Genomic DNA, 17,464 nt, shown 5'->3' with positions numbered 1-17,464 from the left:
ACATTCAACACGGAGTGGTCCTGAGCGCCGCTCCGCTCTGGCAACGCCAGAGATGATGACTTTTTTTGGAGTATTATGACCTCTTCCCCTCCCCCCGCCCAACTCGAAGACGAACGACTCGCAGCCCTTCGACGCTTCGCCATCCTGGACACCCCTCCCGATGGCGCGTTTGATCGCATCGTGCAGCTGGCCGCGCGCGTCTTTGATGCCCCCATCGCGCTGGTCTCGCTGGTCGACGAAGATCGCGTCTGGTTTAAGGCCCGCCACGGCCTGGACGTCGAGAAGGTCGGTCGCGACCCGGGGCTCTGCGCCTCGGTCGTCTTCAGCGACGACGCCTACATGATCGAAGACGCCATCGAAGACCCCAGAAGCCTGGCCCACCCGCTGGTGGCCGGCGAGTTCGGACTTCGTTTCTACGCCGCCGCCCCCCTGCTCACCCGCCAGGGCCACCGCCTGGGCGCGCTGGCCGTGATGGGTTTTGAGCCCCGCGAATTCGGTGAGGGCGATCGCGAAACCCTCCACGATCTGGCCGCCCTGGTCATGGAGCAGATGGAGCTTCGCCTGACCACCCGCGAGCTCTTAGGCAGCCTGGAGCGCTTCATCACCAACCTCCACGACATGCAGGATCCCGAGCGCTACATCACCCTGTGCGCCTGGACCAAATCCATCCGCGTCGGCGACGACTGGATGACCTTTGAGCATTTTCTGCGCAGCAAACTCGGCCTCACCGTCACCCACGGCATTCACCCCGACGCCGCCGAGAAGTTCCGCTCCCAGGCTGGCAGCGACGAGGGCTAAGCCCCCCCGCCCCGGCTCAGGTACACTCGCGCTCATTGCAGTTGATCATCCAGGGCGTGCCAAAACGATCCTCGAGCGTCCCAAAACGCAGCGCCCAGAAGGTGCGCTCCAGGGGCATCCTCACCTCGCCACCCTCGGCCAGCGCCTCAAACACCCGCTCAGCCTCCTCCGGCGTCTCAAACTGCAGCGACACCGAGAACCCCTGGGGCCTGGTATACCCCATGTGCATGGTATCGGAGGCCATCAGCGTCTGGTCGCCCACCTCCAGGCAGGCGTGCATCACCGAGTCCTGAAACTCAGGCGCCATATGTTCGGCCGCAGGCGACTCCGAGACGACCTGCATGGTGAGCTTTCCGCCGAGCACCCCGGCATAAAACTCAAACGCCTCTCTGCAGGTTCCATCGAAGTTTAGATAGGTCACGATTTTCATAGCTTACTCCCGGCTCTCAGTTTGGGGTCGAACGCACGTCGGAGACCACCCCCGGCGCGCTTCACCCTCTGATCGAAGCGGGCTCGCTCCGATCGACACCCACCTTCAAAAAAGTTCAGCCGTCGACGTTGAGCTCTCGCGCCGGGCGAATCTCAATCGAGCCCACCTGCGCCGGCGGAATCCCCGAGGCGATGCGGATCGCCTCATTTAAGTCCCGCGCCTCGATCAGATAAAAACCCGCCAGCTGCTCTTTGGTCTCGGCAAAAGGCCCATCGGTCACCGTGACCTCCCCGCGCCGCACACGCACCGTAGTGGCCGTCTCCACACTCATCAGGGGCTGGCCGCCCAGGTACGCCCCACGCTCCTGGAGCTCTTTTCCGTAGGCCGCGCAGACATTGTCATCGACGCCGCGCATCGCCTCTTCTTCGCCGTACACCAGACAGACATACTTCATAAAAACCTCCGTGGGTTGGGGGAGTTGGAAGAGCGCGCAGCGAGGATCGCACACGCGCCCGACTTCCGGCGTTGCCTTACGCTCATCCTGTAGTCGAAGAAGCACGGCCGCGATCGACACGCCTCATTGATGCATCGGTAATTAAACACCGCGCCCCGGCGACCTTAACCGTCGAGTTCCTGAAGACGCCTGCTCAGAAAACGGCGCTCGGGCTCAAGTTCCGTCAGCTCAAGCGCGCGCCGGTAGGCCGCGCGTGCATCCTCACTCCGCCCCAACCTTCGGTAAAGATCGGCTCGGGCGGCGTGCGCCAGGTGATAATTCTTGAGCGCATCCTCGCGCAGAAGCGCCTCCACAAGCTCCAGACCCGCCGCGGGCCCGTCGCGCATCGCCAGGGCCACCGCCCGGTTGAGCGCCACCACTGGCGAGTCGGAGGCCTCAAAAAGTAGATCGTAGAGGGCTACGATCTCGGCCCAGTCGGTCGCCTCAAAGCGCTCGGCACGCGCGTGCACCGCGGCGATCGCCGCCTGCAACGCATAGACGCCGACCTCCCCCGTCGCAAAGGCGCGCGCCACCAGCGCGCGCCCCTCCGCGATGAGTACTTCATCCCACAACGCGCGATCCTGATCTTCCAACAACACCAGGTCGCCGGCCCCGTCGGTGCGCGCCGCCCGGCGCGCTTCGCTCAAGAGCATCAACGCCAGCAACCCCAACGCCTCCCCATCGGGCTCCTCCAGAAGATCCACCACCAGCCTCCCCAGCCCGATCGCCTCCAGGCAGAGTTCTCGACGAATCAACGCATCTCCCGAGCTCGCCGCATACCCCTCATTAAAGACCAGGTAGATCACGCTGAGCACCGCCTCCAACCGCATCGGGATGTCGGCCGCCTCGGGGATGGCGTAAGGAATCTTCGCGCTCTGGATCTTTCGTTTGGCCCGCACAATACGCTGCGCCAGCGTGGGCGCGCGCAACAGAAACGCCCGCGCGATCTCCTCGGTACTCAGCCCGCAGACCTCTCTTAAGGTGAGCGCCACCTGCGCCTCACGGCTCAGCGCGGGGTGACAGCAGGTAAAGATCAGACGCAGCCGATCGTCCTCAAAGACGGTCGCGTCCACCAGCGCCTGCTCCGGCGTCGCCTCACTGGCCGAGGGCTCCCCGGCCGCCACCAGCGCCAACTTCTCGCGGTAGCGCACCCGCCGCCGCAGCCGGTCAATGCCCTTAAAACGCGCCGTCGAGATCAGCCAGGCCCGCGGGTTTGCCGGCAGCTGCAGCGCCCCGCCATCATCCACCCAGCTCTGCATCGCCACAATCCAGGCCTCGTGCAGCGCATCCTCGGCCAGCTCAAAATCCCCCAGAAGGCGAATCAACGTCGCTCGCGCCGCCGGCGCGTGCTCCCGGTAGAGCGCCTCAAACCCACCATCCACATCTCCCATCCCAACTCCCCTGTCCGGCGAGAACTTAACCCGACCACGCGCTCACTCTGCCGTCTTCTCCGCCTCCCCTCAAGGACACTTCCTCCCTCATTTCACCCTTTCGGGCGAAAATTCGTGCGCTTTCGATTTGCCTGATTCGTAACAATCTGTTAACAGCCTCCTGTTACCTATATCCCTCGCAGGGGCGAGTCCGACGCGCGGCAGCAGTTCTGCACGCACCCCGTCCCTGAGATTTTCAAACACATCGATCCTCACGCGTTTTCCTCCACAGGAGTCCCCTATGACCTTCTCCCTCTTTCGAAACTCCCGTCGAAGCCTCATCGCCCTGAGCGGCGCGATGGCGCTGAGCCTGGCCGCCTGCGGCGGCGGCGACGATGACGTCACCGTCACCTGTGGCGAAGGCACCGTCGAAGAAGACGGCAGCTGCGTGGTCGCCGAGCCCACCGCCTGCGGCGAAGGCACCGTCGAAAACGACGAAGGTCTCTGCGTGGTCGCCGAGCCCACCACCTGCGGCGAAGGCACCACCCGCGCCGACGACAGCAGCTGCGTGCCGGCCGAAGAAGCCTGCACCGCCGGCACCGTCCTCGACGCCGAGAGCGGCCGCTGCGCGCCCACCGCTGACGTCTGCGAAGAGGGCACCCTCTGGAGCGAAGACGCCCAGCGCTGCGCCCCGGAGGCCCGCTGCCAGCCCGGCGACATTATCCTCGACGGCCTCTGCTTCCCCGAAGCCGAGCAGCTCGCCCGCGACGCCGACGTCACCCTCGACGCCGAAGGCAAAGTCGGCGAGGAGTCCGGTGTGACCCTGGAGCTCATTGAAGGTGAGCGTCAGATCGTCACCGGCACCCTGGGTGCGCCGGTCCTCGACGCCGACGGCGTGCCCGTCCCCGTCAAGCCCTCCATCTCCTTTGAAGGCCAGTTCGGCGACCTGGTGCACGTCTCGGTCCATGACCTGGGCCTTCCCGACGCCGCCTTCCGCGTCGTCGGACCCAACGGCTATGAGCGCTTCAGCGGCAACCTCGGCCAGGGCGTCAACGCCCGCCAGCTCTTCCTCACCGAAGAGGGCACCTACACCGTCCAGATCATCCCCGGCGCCTTGAGCGGCGACGAAGAGCGCGCCAACGCCTACGGCGGCGGCGACTGGCGCTACGTAGCCACCTTCGAGCATCAGGGCCAGGCCCAGCCCACCGCGCTCAGCGATGACCAGGCTTACACCATCGACTTAAGCCAGCCCGGCCAGAACTACTTCGTGGTCGACTCCACGGTCGACGCCGAGTTCATCGAGCTTGAGCTCGAACATATCCCCGAGAACTACGAGCTGATCGCCTACTTCGACAGCCAGTTCCTGGAAAACAACCCCCAGTTCCTCCTTCAGCTCGCCGGCATGGAAGGCTCCATCGGCGTGAGCCTGCGCGAGGTCTTCCCGCCGGCCGGCGCCCACCTGCCCATGGCCAACCCGCTCATGGCAGACGGCACGATCATCCTCGACTGGTACCACCGCACTCCGGGAAGCGATGAGGCCCAGGTTCGCCTCAATACCCCCTTCGACGTGCCCGCCGGCGACTCCATCACCCGCGAAGTCACCGTGAAGGCCGGCGAGATCTTCGCCGGCAGCTTCACCCGCGGCATGGGCGGGTTCTTTGGTATCGGTGCCACTGCCGTCCCCATCGGTCTCACCATGGAGATCCGCGACGACGCCGATGAGATCATCTTCTCGCTTGAAGACACCCGCGGTGTGGATGACATCACGGAGTCCTTCCCCGGCTACTTCTTTGAGCGCGCCGCCGCCGACACCACCTTCACTGTCACTCTGACCAATTCCAACGCCGAAAACGACGTCCAGAACATCATGTGGCGTCTGCGCCGCCAGCAGGTCCGCCAGCTCGGCGACATGGTTGGCGGCCGCATGCGCCAGATTGCCTATGACCAGTTCATGCCCCCGGGCTACCACATCTTCACCGAGTTCTCGGCCGACTTCGACTGGCTCGGCCAACTCTTCTTCAACCTGAACGGTGAGTCGATCGACCCGGAGATGATGGCGCAGATCTTCAAAGTCTACGACCGCTTCCTCAACCCCAGCGACGGCGTCTTCATCCAGGACAGCTACGACTCCAACGTCTCGCTCACCGGCCTTGAGGGGGACTACATCTTCGGCTTCACGCTGGGCAACTCCGGCTCCTTCGGGAGCCTGGCCACCCTTCAAGTCCTGCTGATCGAAGCCGTGGCGCTCGCCCCTGGCGAGACGCTGGAGATGACCTACGAAGCCCAGGCCGACGAGTTTGTCGTTGTGAACTTCCCGAACTCCACGGGCAGCGGCGATCTTGACGTAGTGGTCACCAGCGCCGCCGGCGACGAGGTCTACAATGGCCCGATGGACTACTCGTTGCGCCTTCTCCTCGAAGAAGCCGGCACCTACTCCTTCTCCTTTGCGGTGAGCGGTGAAGAGAGGGGCTGGTTCCTCTCCGAGCCCTCGATCGTGAGCATGGGGTCGATTCCCGTGCTCGACTTCACCGATGTAAGCGGGCCGGAGCAGGCCGAAGCGATCACCCTGGAGCGAAACGGCAACGCCTATTTCAGCCCCGACTCCACCTTCTTTGCGGTGCGCGTCGATGAGGCGCTCCCCCTGCCCTCCTACCGACTCAACGTCACCACCTCGACCACCGGCGACCCGGCGCTTCCCCTCTTCAACAGCGTCAACGTCAACCGGGCCAACCAGAGCGACGCTTACGTCGGTTACTTTAGTTTCTACGACACGACGCTCACCGGCTTCGTAAGCGTTGAGCCCGGCCTCTACCTTGTGGAAGTTAACTTCAGCTACCGCTTCCAGGATGTGGAGAGTGGCGACATCAACGTCTGGCTGGACGCAAACGTCCTCTAAATCCTCCTGAATGTATAAAAAGCCGCGCCCCCACGGGCGCGGCTTTTTTCGTTTCAACGCGGCCTATATTCAGACCCCGGCCTGACGCGTGCGCTGCTCAGTTCGGCCAGCTCGACTTCGCAAACACATAAAGGCGCAGCATCGCCCGCGACGCCGCCACATAACGAAGCTCCTGCGAATACCAGTCGTTGTCGACGTCCACATCCACCAGGATCACGACTTCGGCCTCCAGCCCCTTAAAGGACTGAATAGTGGTAAAGAGCACGCCCTGGCCGCGTTCGGCGATCTCATAGACGAGCTTCACCCCGCCCAGCTCCCCGGGCGCTCCCGGCGTGGAGCGCTCCGGGCTGTGCGGGCTCAAGATCACGACCTGATCGAGCGCAACGCCATCACGCGTGGTCAGCTGCTCCAAGAGCTCTCCCAACTTCTTCTGCGTCTTCGATGGCCCCCACATCGGGTAGATGCTGGTGGGCTCTCCCACCGGCGCCAGCGCGTGAGGATACATCGGGCTGTCGATGAGCTGATTGAGGTCGTCGCAGATCGCGTGGGTGGTACGAAAGTTCTCACTCAGCCCGAAGATCATGCCGTCTTCAGGCACGCAGGAAGGCCGCCCGAAGATCGTCTGGCGCTCGTCGTAAAAGATCCACCGGTGGCCCTGCTTGGGGTCGGCCAGCGACTCGTCGAGCACCGCCCACCAATCCTCGCCAAAGTCCTGCCCCTCATCGACGATGATGGCATCCCAGCCCCGCACCTCCTCATGCCCCTCCACAATGGCGTCGAGCAGGATCGCAGCGCTCCGGTGCATCCAGAAGTCCACGATCTCCTCGCGCGCTGCCCCCCGGGGCGGCCCGAAAGGCTTTCCGAGCAGCGCGCTGGCCCGCTCGCAGAGCCCATGGAAATGCGTGACCTCAATGCTCCCCTCAAAGCCCTCGCCGCGCTTCTCGATGCACTCGGCCAGATGCTCGGCAAGCCCGATGTTAAAGCAGGTCAGGAGCACCCGCTTTCCGCGCCGCGCCATCTCGCGGGCGGCGTGCAGAGCCAGCAAGGTCTTTCCAGTTCCCGCCCCACCTTGCACTCGCACCCGGGGGTTGGCCATCAACCCCCGCACCACCGATTGCTGATGCTCGGAGAGCTCCACAAGCGACTCCCGCTCCCGATCCAGGCTGGCCGCCCGCGTCTCAAAAGGCACCTCCACATCGGGGCTGATCACCGCACACGCCGCCTCAAAATGGGGTTGACTCAAAGGCGGAATCCGCACCGGTAGTTTTGCGCCATGAAAGGCCATAATTCTGGCCAGCGCACCCTCCAGATCGCCGGTCAGATCGCGGGAGAGCAACAACACCTCCGGCGGAAAATCCAGCGTCTTTTTATTCGGCCCCGGTCCGAAAGGAAACGCCACCGCCCACCCGTAGAGAAAGGGAAAGTGGCTGGTGCGGTCGTTGCCAATCGCCCGACGCATCGGATCGCCCAGCCCTTTGACAATATGTTCGACCTGACCGCGGGCCTGCTCCGCCGGGCTCTTATCCAGGCGCTCGCGGCCACCCTCCTTGAGCATTCGGTACCACTGGCCGTTGGCCCGCTCGACCCCCTTGCCTTTGCACTCCACCACCAGCATCCCCAGCTCGCGGTGCACCACCAGAAAGTCGATCTCCCCCTGCGCTCCGTTTTGCCGCAGGTAAGGCAGGCTGTGGTAGACGCGAAAATCATCGCTGAGCTTGTCGCGAAAACGCTCCCAGAGTTCGCGCTCAGCGTGGCGCTCAAGGTGCACTTTCGGCGGATGCGCGGGAATCATGACGGCCATCACTTCCTCCAACCACAATCATCGGAATCATAAGGAAGAGCGCTTCAACGCTCCCCCCTCGCAAGTCTTTGAATCGTCCCTTGGCGCCCGGCCGGGCGATTAGCCGTAACATAACGTATCGATGCGTTTTCGACAGCCCTTCTGCCCGCCTCGCGCGTCCCACCTGCGGCGTTGCACCAACTAAACATTTAGGAAACATTTGAAACGAATTTGAATCAAGACGGCCCCGTTTTGAGACGTCACCGGCCTTCGACCACGTAGTTTCGCCGAATTTTCAGGTTGGCACGCCTCTCGCAAAGCTCATCTTCCGAGAAAAGGAACCTCCCCCCAAACCCTGGACGACGACGATGACATTTAACCTGACAACCCTGGCGCTGATCGCGCTGGTCATCCTCATCGCCCTGTCGATCGTGAGGAAGAAGATGAACTTTATCGATCCCCAGACCGCTCGCCAGCTCGTCGACGAAGGCGCCCTTCTGGTCGATGTGCGCACCCCCCAGGAGTACAACGAGCACCACATCCCCGGCGCGCTGAACCTTCCCTTGCAGGAGCTCGAAGCCCGCACCGATGAGCTTCCGAAAGACCGCACGCTGGTGCTCTACTGCCGCTCCGGCAACCGCAGCTCCATGGCCCGCCGCTACCTCCTCTCCAGAGGTTATGACGAGGTCCACGACCTGGGCGCCATTACCAGCTGGCGCTGATGCACCGCCTCGCCAGCGCGCCGCAGCGCTCGCTGGCGAGGCCATCTCGACCCGAGATTTTGGAAATAGAATCCACCGCCCCACAGCTTAGCCCCTTGATGATTTAAACGATCATCAAATCGTTCGTTTGAAAGCCCCGCAGCATCGGAGTCGCCATGACCATCGAAGACTTACCCAACTCGCTCTACGAGGCTTTTGCGCGTGTGGGCCAGGCGCTGGCCAGCCCCCACCGGCTGCGCATCCTCAACATCCTGGCGCAGTCGGAGCGCTCGGTCGAAGAGCTCGCGAGTCGCCTCGACCAGAGCATGGCCAACACCAGCACGCACCTCAAAGTGCTCAAGCAGGCTCGCCTCGTGGTGGGCCGTCGCGAGGGCAAACACGTCTATTACGGGCTGGCCAACGAGGCCACCCGGAGGGTGTGGCTGGCGCTTCGCGACCTGGGTCTCTCGGAGCTTCCCGAGGTGCGCGATCTGATGCACACCTACGCCGAAGATCCCCACAACCTCTCGCTCCTGCACACCCCGGAGCTAATGGCGCGCGCCGAGCGCGGAGAGGTCATCGTGCTGGACCTGCGCGGCAAGCGCGAGTTTGAGGCCGGACACGTGCCCGGCGCCCGCTCCATCCCCGCCGATGAGCTCGACCAGCGCCTCAAAGAGCTTCCCACCGACCGCACCATCGTCGCCTACTGCCGCGGCCCCTACTGCGTGGCCGCCATTCAGGGCGTCGAGAAGATGCGCGCCGCAGGCTTCGACGCTCACCGCGCCACCGACGGCATCCTGGAGTGGCGCGCCGCAGGCCTCCCCGTCGAAGAGTCCGATCACGCCGCGTAATGATCTCAAACACCTCCCCCTCCTGAGTCCACTCCCCTCGCCACATCGGGCCTGAGCGACTTCTGGCCTCGGTCGAACTTCGCTCGCGAGCGCAAGAAGGGTTTGCCCTCGTTTTGCGTGGCAAACACTTAAATAATCATCGAAATATTTAACACAAGGATACGCATGATCGCATCGTTTCAACAACGCGCCCAAAAGCTCGAGCCCCTCTCCCGTGCGCTCTTTCGCATGATGCTCAGCGGCATCTTCATCGTCGCCGGCCTCAACCACCTCATCGATCCCTCGCGCACCGCCGCACGCCTGGAGAGTTCCCCGATGGGCTTTCTGGCCACGGCCATCGCGCCGGCCCAACCTCTGGTGGTGCTCAGCGGCGTCGCGCTCCTGATCGGCGGCCTGGCCCTCCTGCTGGGATTTTATACCCGGGCTGCCGCGCTGGGCCTGCTGGCGATCATCATCCCCATCACACTCACCGTGCAGGTGGGCAGCATGGCCTCGATGGGCCCCCTCTTTAAAAACATCGGCCTGGCCGGTGGCCTGCTCTTTTTTATCGCCCACGGCGCCGACACCTTCGCGCTCGACGTCTTCAAAAAACGCGCGCAGACAGCGCGCTGAATCTTTCCCCTTTCTCCCCCGCGGCCGACCGGGTGTCGGCCCGCATTCCTCATGTCAAACCCTGGAGAATCTCGATGCGACTCCCCCAAAAACTCACGCTCTCCCTGCTCGCCAGCGCGCTTCTCATCCTGGCCGGATGCTCCACCACCGCCTCCGCCTCCTCGACCCCCGACACAGGCACTACCTCGGCCTCGCCAGCTGAAGAGGCCCCCTCCCGCACCGTGCTCAGCGTGCGCACCGAGCGCCACCTGCAGGTCGCCCTGCACACCGCCCACACGCTCCTCGACGGCGACGAGCCGCCCACCTCCCGCGCCGACGTGGTGGCCTGCGGCCCCTCCGTCGAGGCGCTGGTCGCAGAAGACATGGCCCCCGAGCTCGCCACGCAGATCGAGCGCCTCACCGAACGCGGCAGCCGCGTGGTCGCCTGCGGTCTCTCCCTCAACCAGTTCAACGTCAACGCCGAGCAGCTCCACCCCGAAGTCACCGTCGTCGATAACGCCTTCGTCGAGATCTTCAGACTTCAACGTGAGGGCTTTTTGAGCATCGAGCTCTGAGACGACCTTCTGGCCATAAACCTGCTTCACCCTATCTGCACCAAGGCTCAACACCCATGCGTAAGCATCTGAATTTACTGACCACTTCCGCCACCGCAATCGCTTCAGGCGCGCTCATCGCGGCCTGCTCCAACGCCCCTGCCACCCCGGATTCCACCCTTCAACAGAATGCGAAGGCGGCCCCCACCCCGACCACCGCGCACCCCACCGAAGAGCTGACCGTGCTCTTTGTCGCCGACCTCCACGCCCAGCTCTACGAACACCCCGAGCTCTTCTGGCAGGAGGGCCAGGAAGACCGCCTGGAGATGGCCGGCGGCTTCGCGCGTGTGGCCGCCGCCATTGACGCCATCAAAGCCGAGCGCCCCGGCCGGGTGCTCGTCCTCGACGGCGGCGACACCCTTCAGGGCGCCGGCGAAGCGGCGCTCACCGAGGGCGCAGCGGTGGTCCCGGCGCTCAACGCGCTGGGCTTCGACGCGGCCATCCCCGGAAACTGGGAGGTGGCCTACGGCCCCGAGGTCCTCAAGCAGCGTGCCACCGAACTCGACTTTCCCCTCTTCGCCGCCAACCTGCGCGATGAGGCCACTGGCGAGCGCCTCTTTCCGCCCTACATCGTGCGTGAGTTCGGCGACGTGAAAGTCGGCGTGCTCGGCTACACCGACCCGGATGTGCCCGAGCGCCAGCCCCCGGCCTACAGCCAGGGCTTGAGCTACCAGGGCCCCGAAGAGCTCCCCGCCCTCATCGAGGAGCTTCGCACCGATCATCAGGCCGACCTCGTGCTCCTCCTCTCCCACATTGGTCTGGCCAAGGCCGTGCAACTCAGCGATGAGCTTGAGGGCATCGACGTGCACCTCTCCAGCGACACCCACGAGCGCACCTACGAGCCCATCGTCAAAAACGACACCTGGGTGGTCGAGCCCGGCGCCTTCGGCTCCTTTATCGGGCGCCTCGACCTCACACTTGAAGATGGCAATCTCATCGACAAGCGCTGGGAGCTCATCGAGCTCACCGCCGAAGACTTCCCCGAAGACCCGGAAGTGCTCGCCATCATCGACGAGTCCACCGCCCCCACCCGCGAGGAGCTCTCCCGGGTCGTCGGTCACACCTCCGGCGTCCTCGCCAGGCATAACGTCATTGAGACCACGCTCGACAACCTCCTCTCCGACGCCCTGCGCGACGCCACCGGCACCGAGATCGCCCTGTCCAACGGCTTTCGTTTTGGCAACCCCCTGCTCCCCGGCCCCGTCGTCGAGGGCGACCTCTGGAAGTTCTACCCGGTGGTCACCGAACTTAAGACTGGCGAGGTCACCGGCGCTCAGATCCGCGCCTTCTGGGAGAGGGAGCTTGAGAACGTCTTTGCCAAAAACCCCGCCGATCGCTTCGGGGGATGGATCCCCCGGCCCTCCAACATGAGCGTGCGTTTTAGAGCCGACGCCGCCCCCGGCGAACGGGTCTCGGAGATCCGCGTGGGCGGCGAACTTCTCGAAGATGAGCGGGTCTACACCCTGACCGCCTGCGAGCGCGAGGGCGACCACCCCGACACCCTCTGCCGCATCCCCAACGCCAGAAACACCCGCATCCACACCCTGGATGCCCACGACGCGGTGCGCCGCTATCTGCAAAAACATCCCGACGCCACACGCCACCTCGAAGGTCGGGTGGTGGCAGAAGATCGCCCGCAGATCCTCCGCAGCCAGCACTGAGGTTGATGCGCTGCCCCTAGAGCAACTTCCTGCCCACCACGTCGAAGGCGCAGACCTCGGCCTGGCGGGCGAGGCTGCGGGGGTAGCGCTCCTTAAAGAGCGTCCAGATCATCTCGTCACACACGTTGCCGGCCGCGTCGCGCTTGCGGCCGCGCAACGTGGCTTCATGCTCAAACCCTAAGCGCTCGGGGATGCGCGCGCTGGGGGTGTTGCGCGGATCGCAGTGAATCTCCACCCGCGAGACCCCCTCCACCTCAAAGGCCACCTTCACCAGCGCGGCAGCCACCTCGGTGGCCAGCCCCTGGCGGCAGTGGTCGCGGTGCACCCAGTAGGCGATCTCACGCGCTCCGGGCCCCGGCCGCGTCTGCAGCCCACTCGCCCCCAGCATCCGCGCCTGATCCGGGGTAAAGAGCCCGAACACAAAATCTTTGCCCGCATCGAACGCGCTTCGCAGCTGACGCAACCGCTCGATCTTCTCATTGAGGTCGCGAGGCTCGTGGCGCGTCCAGGAGAGCCAGGGGCGAAGATGCTCCAGGTTATCGTCGACCGTCTCCTGAAAAAGACGCGCATCCGTCGGATTGAGGCAGCGCACGATCAGCCGTTCGGTGTGAATCTGATAGGCTGGTCCGCGGTAGGTCTGAGAGCTCATAGGCACACCACTGCAAGGTGAGTCGCGCTGCGAATGCCTCTGAATCTAAGAGTATTTTAAATTTCACAAAGCGGACGTCCTCCCCCCCCTCTCGTTTCAACACACCCCATCAACCCTGAAACAACTTAGCCCGCGGCCTTGCGATAGCGCTCAAACGCCGCCTCAAACTCCGCCACAACCTCGGCCGCCGGGCGCACGCCCTCGATCGCGTCGACGCTTTTGCCGGCCTGCCAGTAGTCGTTGTAGCCCCCGTCGCGCGTGGCGCCCCGACCAAGCGACCACACCGAACGCGCCGCATAATAACTTCGCACCCAGTGCTTAAAGCGAGGACTCTGCAAAAGTCGCCGCGCGATCGGCCCCACCTCCGTGCCCACCCGCTCCACAAAGGGGGTGCGAATCACCGAGACGGGCACCCCGGAGATGCGCCGGGTCAGCACGATGTCTTCTTTGCCGGCGTTGACGATGGCCTGCTTGTAGTCGGCGTGCGCGCTGCACTCCTCGGTGGCGATAAAACGGGTGCCCAGCTGCACGGCCTCATAGCCCCGCTCCAGCGCCTGCACAAAGCCCTCGGGCCCGCCCACCCCGCCGGCCATCACCAGCGGCACGCCCAGATCACTGAGCTCTTCATAAAGATCGCCGGCGTCTTTGCTGCCGGCATGCCCGCCGGCCCGACCGTTGACGCAGATCAGCCCGTCAACGCCGGCCTCCAGCGCCTTGAGCGCCCACTTGCGCTCGGTCACATCGTGGTAGACCACCCCGCCGACCGCATGCACCTTCTCGACCACCCAGTCCGGGTTGCCCAACGCCGTCACAAAGAAACGCACCCCTTCTTCCAGCGCGATGTCGATCCACTTGCGCATGCGCTCCTCGTAGATCTTCGAGGACTTCTCCACCAGCGCGTTAAACCCCACCGCCCCGCCCTGGTTTTGGGCCTGAATCTCACGCAAGGACTGGCGAAGATCGAGCCTGTGGGCAAACGCAATCGAGAGGGGCTGCACCACCGCCACCGCCCCGGCCGCCACCACCGCCCCCACAAGCTCCGGGTTGGAGCAGGGGTACATCGCCCCGCAGATCACCGGGACCCGCGCCCCGGTATGCGCCAGAAATTGCTCACTCATCACCACTCTCCTCATCCCACAGCGTTGCCGCTCTATCAGGCAACCTCATCAAAAAAACCGCGCCCGCTTCTGCGGGCGCGGTTTTGCAACTTAAGCGAGCCGGGCGCGTTCGACCAGCGCCCGGCATCCTCTCTTTGTTCAGGGCTGCGTGGGCACGCCGATCTGCACCGAGTCGACCGGTATCACTCCAACAGCCGGATCAAAATTGAAAGGCCGCCAGAAGTTATCATGGATAAGCGATCGACTCTGTGAATAGGCCTCGATCCCGCGCTGATAGAGCTTCACCGTGGCCGTCGAATTGCCGTAGCCGCGGTCCTCGTAATAGTGCACCCCGACCCGATACACAAAGCCCGGCAGCGCAACCTCCTGGCTGATCACCTCGCCGGTCTCTCCCCAGACATCATCAATGACCAGCGCAACGTTACCATTATGCCAGATCTGCTGAACTCCGTTCCAGAACACACACCAGGGACCAGCGCTGTCATACCCGTTGAGCTGCCCGTCCTGGTGACAGAAGTAGATGTCCATGTCGGTACCCAGGCCCTGCCCGGGGTTGGGGATATTGGGATTCTCCCAGGTCAGCGTGACCACCGCATCGTTCGCACCAAAGGGGCTCTCAATAACTTCCACCGGCAGCAACTCGGTCGCGCACCCCAGGTCAAGCGTCTCGTCATGCAATTTCAGCCCGATCACATACGCACCGAGCTCCTCAAGATGCACGCGGGTCGGCGCCTCATCGCTGCGATCGTAGAAGACCGGCGTGGTGGCACCGGCCGGCGTCTCCACCACAAACCACTGCACGCTGAAACGCGCCTCGGCGTAGGGGCCGTCCACGCTCAGATCGAAGAGCCCACCGGTGGCCTGAGCCGGGTTGGCCGCCGCCACCGCCGTGAAGCTCGGCGCGGCCTGCGGCGTCACCACCGGACACTCCGGCGATAGTTCTTGAAGTTCGCCCGTGAGCCCGAATCGGAACTCTCCGGGAGCATCGATCACGCCGACCACAAGCTCGCCACTTAAGTTCGCCTCGTAGGGATTGAAGGTCACCGAGAAGCTCAGCGTTTGACCTTCTTCAATGCGTGCCGGCCACCCGCTGGTACTGCCGATACTGAGCGCATACGCATCGCCCTCGATCTCCAGCGAGTCCACGCGGGTGGGTTCGGCACCGGCGCACAGGCGAATCTCAAAAGTCTCGGTCGTCGCCTCGGATTGCACCCCGAAATCGAAGTCCTCGCCGACCAGCGAGCCATCCGACCAGATCTCCACACAGGTTGCGGCCGGATCAACATCCGGCTCGTCTGCGTCGGGAACATCCGTGTCGGGCTCATCCGCATCAGGAACATCCGCGTCGGGCTCGTCCGCATCAGGAGCATCCGCATCCGGCTCGTCCGCGTCAGGAACATCCGCGTCGGGCTCGTCCGCGTCAGGCTCATCGGCGTCAGGAACATCCGCATCCGGCTCATCCGCGTCAGGAGCATCCGCATCCGGCTCATCCGCGTCAGGAACTTCGGCGTCGGGAGCATCCGCGTCAGGAACTTCGGCGTCGGGAGCATCCGAATCCGGTTCTTCGGCATCAAGGTCATCGCCCGCATCGCCCGCGTCATCGCCGATCGACACATCATCGGTGAGGTCCCACTCGTCAGGGTTACGGCGATTCTCCGAATCATCGCTGCACGCTGCCGCCATCAACGAGACCATCACCATCATCAAAAAACGCTTGTTCATCATGATCGTCTCCTCAAAGTTGCAGGCACATGCCGCTGAAGCAGAAGCTGCCGTTGGGGCAACGCGCATCAATCCCGTCGGTGCAGCCTTCGCACAAACCCAACGCGCCGCAGGTCAACTCCGGGTGGCATGGCGAGTTGGTGCAGCTTGAGGCAGGCACCTCACAGACGAGCGTGTCTTGATTGCACACTTCGCCAGGCTCACAGCTTGAGGGGTCGTTCGGATCGCAGTTCTCCGGCTCGGGATCCCCCGCGAAGAGCGTACCATCGGTGTCGATGCCCTCGCGGCAACGTCCCGCCTCACAGACCTCACCCTGGGCGCAATCAGCCGGCGATTCACACTCCAGCGTGGCCACACATTGGCCCGCAGCGTCACAGGTGGCCCCTTCGGGGCAATGCTCATCGAGCTCGCAGGGCGCGCACGCGCACAACTCCTGGTTGAAATACGGCGTCGGCGCCTGACAGCTTTCCACCACGCAGGCATTTGCCGCCTGGGAGACCTGGCCGACGGCCCCCTCTTCGGTGGCGTCCGAACACCCGCTGAGCGCACCCAGCGCCAGCGCGGCGGCCAGCACGCCCTGACGCATCCACATTCTTATCGCCATCGCATCTTCTCCATCTCGACGCGTGCAGTCCGGCAATCCCGGCCTTGCGCACGCTTTATGTTAAACCCGTTCGTCAGCTTGTTTCAGACTCTTCAGCCCCCACCTTCCCGCTCACGGCGCCCGGTCCGACACGCCCGGGCACATCGACGCGTCGCGTCGCACTTGAACCACCTTAAGGAGCATGGAAGGATGCCGGCGCTTCGGCACACGTTCGGTGTGCACGCGAGACGTAAGCGGGCGCTCATTATTCACAACCCTTCTTATTTTTTTCAAACCCGCTCCCCATCCTCCCCGAGAAGCTCATGACCGAAGTCCTTCAACAGCTCGTCGATCTGCTCGCGTTAGAGCGCATCGAAGTCAACCTCTTCCGCGGTCACTCCCAGGATCTGGGCTGGGGTCAGGTCTTTGGCGGACAGGTCCTGGGCCAGGCGCTCTCGGCGGCCACACAGACGGTGCCCGAAGATCGTTACGTGCACTCCCTGCACGGCTACTTTCTGCTGCTCGGCGACGTCAACACGCCCATCATCTACGACGTCGATCGCATCCGCGACGGCGGCAGCTTCACCACTCGCCGCATCGTTGCCATCCAGCACGGCCGCCCCATCTTCAGCATGTCGGCCTCCTTCCAGAAGGCTCAGCCGGGCTACGATCACCAGGACGAGATGCCCGAGGTCAAAGGCCCCGAGGGCCTGCTCTCTCAGGTGGAGCTCAGCCGTCGCATCGCCGATGAGATTCCCTCCCCGCTGCGCGAGCGTTTTACCGCCGACTCACCCATCGAGATTCGACCGGTGCGCCCGATGAACTACCTCAAGCCCACCATCCGCGAGCCGCAGAGCGCGGCATGGTACAAGTCAGCCGGCACCCTTCCAGACACCCCGGGCATTCACCAGTGGATGGCGGCCTACGCCTCCGACTTCAACTTCCTGGCCACCGCCATGTACCCCCACGGTGTCTCCTGGCTGATGCCCTCCATGCAGGTCGCAAGCCTCGACCACGCGATGTGGTTCCACCGCCCCTTCCGCTTCGACGACTGGCTTTTGCACCACGTGGAGAGCCCCTCGGCCAGCGGCGGCCGGGGGCTTGTGCGCGGGCGCATGTTTAACCAGAAGGGCGAGCTCGTAGCATCAACCGCCCAGGAAGGCCTGATGCGCCCGCGGCGAAAGAAAAAATAACACGCATCGCACCC

At 64.0% G+C, this 17,464-nt stretch carries 16 protein-coding genes; 8 read left to right on the top strand and 8 right to left on the bottom strand.

The annotated features are described in order from the left end of the window. Nucleotides 1-75 precede the first annotated feature (75 nt). Entirely contained in the window at nt 76-798 is a 723-nt protein-coding gene (locus FRC98_RS14390; RefSeq protein ID WP_146982136.1) for a GAF domain-containing protein, read from the top strand. 16 nt (nt 799-814) lie between these two features. Here FRC98_RS14390 and FRC98_RS14385 read toward each other — a convergent pair whose 3' ends face one another. The 3 genes from FRC98_RS14385 to FRC98_RS14375 form a co-directional block, all read right to left on the bottom strand. Further along, complete coding sequence (locus FRC98_RS14385; protein ID WP_146982135.1) at nt 815-1,228, bottom strand: VOC family protein; 414 nt, start codon at nt 1,226-1,228, stop codon at nt 815-817. Nucleotides 1,229-1,343: 115 nt separating this feature from the next. Beyond that, nucleotides 1,344-1,682, bottom strand: a complete 339-nt coding sequence (locus FRC98_RS14380) for a YciI family protein (protein ID WP_146982134.1) — start codon at nt 1,680-1,682, stop codon at nt 1,344-1,346. A 164-nt stretch (nt 1,683-1,846) separates the two neighbouring features. Then, nucleotides 1,847-3,112, bottom strand: coding sequence for an RNA polymerase sigma factor (locus FRC98_RS14375; RefSeq protein WP_146982133.1), 1,266 nt, complete (start codon nt 3,110-3,112; stop codon nt 1,847-1,849). 280 nt (nt 3,113-3,392) lie between these two features. Between FRC98_RS14375 and FRC98_RS14370 the strand changes: the two genes are divergently transcribed. Next, on the top strand, nt 3,393-5,987 hold the full coding sequence (locus FRC98_RS14370) for a tumor necrosis factor receptor family protein (protein WP_146982132.1): 2,595 nt from the start codon (nt 3,393-3,395) through the stop codon (nt 5,985-5,987). A 97-nt stretch (nt 5,988-6,084) separates the two neighbouring features. Here FRC98_RS14370 and FRC98_RS14365 read toward each other — a convergent pair whose 3' ends face one another. Further along, nucleotides 6,085-7,788: a nuclease-related domain-containing DEAD/DEAH box helicase gene (locus FRC98_RS14365; RefSeq protein WP_146982131.1), complete on the bottom strand. Its 1,704-nt coding sequence runs from the start codon at nt 7,786-7,788 to the stop codon at nt 6,085-6,087. A 347-nt stretch (nt 7,789-8,135) separates the two neighbouring features. Here FRC98_RS14365 and FRC98_RS14360 point away from each other — a divergent pair, with 347 nt between their 5' ends. The 5 genes from FRC98_RS14360 to FRC98_RS14340 all read left to right on the top strand — a co-directional run bounded on the left by FRC98_RS14360 (nt 8,136) and on the right by FRC98_RS14340 (nt 12,185). Next, nucleotides 8,136-8,489 (top strand): rhodanese-like domain-containing protein, encoded by a 354-nt coding sequence (locus FRC98_RS14360; protein ID WP_230467629.1) that lies wholly within the window; start codon nt 8,136-8,138, stop codon nt 8,487-8,489. Nucleotides 8,490-8,644: 155 nt separating this feature from the next. Continuing rightward, on the top strand, nt 8,645-9,319 hold the full coding sequence (locus FRC98_RS14355; protein WP_146982130.1) for an ArsR/SmtB family transcription factor: 675 nt from the start codon (nt 8,645-8,647) through the stop codon (nt 9,317-9,319). 165 nt (nt 9,320-9,484) lie between these two features. Then, nucleotides 9,485-9,931 (top strand): DoxX family protein, encoded by a 447-nt coding sequence (locus FRC98_RS14350; RefSeq protein ID WP_230467628.1) that lies wholly within the window; start codon nt 9,485-9,487, stop codon nt 9,929-9,931. Nucleotides 9,932-10,005: 74 nt separating this feature from the next. After that, a complete protein-coding gene (locus FRC98_RS14345) occupies nt 10,006-10,485 on the top strand; it encodes a DsrE family protein (protein ID WP_146982129.1) in 480 nt (159 codons plus the stop codon). 56 nt (nt 10,486-10,541) lie between these two features. Continuing rightward, entirely contained in the window at nt 10,542-12,185 is a 1,644-nt protein-coding gene (locus FRC98_RS14340) for a bifunctional metallophosphatase/5'-nucleotidase (RefSeq protein ID WP_146982128.1), read from the top strand. Nucleotides 12,186-12,201: 16 nt separating this feature from the next. Here the strand turns inward: FRC98_RS14340 and FRC98_RS14335 are convergent, their stop codons facing one another. The 4 genes from FRC98_RS14335 to FRC98_RS14320 form a co-directional block, all read right to left on the bottom strand. Beyond that, nucleotides 12,202-12,834 (bottom strand): GNAT family N-acetyltransferase, encoded by a 633-nt coding sequence (locus FRC98_RS14335; RefSeq protein ID WP_146982127.1) that lies wholly within the window; start codon nt 12,832-12,834, stop codon nt 12,202-12,204. Nucleotides 12,835-12,959: 125 nt separating this feature from the next. Next, a complete protein-coding gene (locus FRC98_RS14330) occupies nt 12,960-13,952 on the bottom strand; it encodes an NAD(P)H-dependent flavin oxidoreductase (RefSeq protein ID WP_230467627.1) in 993 nt (330 codons plus the stop codon). Nucleotides 13,953-14,090: 138 nt separating this feature from the next. Further along, complete coding sequence (locus FRC98_RS14325; protein ID WP_146982125.1) at nt 14,091-15,677, bottom strand: hypothetical protein; 1,587 nt, start codon at nt 15,675-15,677, stop codon at nt 14,091-14,093. A gap of 10 nt (nt 15,678-15,687) precedes the next feature. Next, complete coding sequence (locus FRC98_RS14320) at nt 15,688-16,278, bottom strand: hypothetical protein (protein ID WP_146982124.1); 591 nt, start codon at nt 16,276-16,278, stop codon at nt 15,688-15,690. 302 nt (nt 16,279-16,580) lie between these two features. Here FRC98_RS14320 and tesB point away from each other — a divergent pair, with 302 nt between their 5' ends. After that, nucleotides 16,581-17,450: an acyl-CoA thioesterase II gene (gene tesB, locus FRC98_RS14315; protein ID WP_146982123.1), complete on the top strand. Its 870-nt coding sequence runs from the start codon at nt 16,581-16,583 to the stop codon at nt 17,448-17,450. Nucleotides 17,451-17,464 lie beyond the last annotated feature (14 nt).

Origin of the sequence: Lujinxingia vulgaris, from assembly GCF_007997015.1 — a bacterium.
GTDB lineage: Bacteria > Myxococcota_A > Bradymonadia > Bradymonadales > Bradymonadaceae > Lujinxingia > Lujinxingia vulgaris.
The sequence above is the reverse complement of the archived record's forward strand: the minus strand, read 5'-3'. Positions and strand labels throughout refer to the sequence as shown.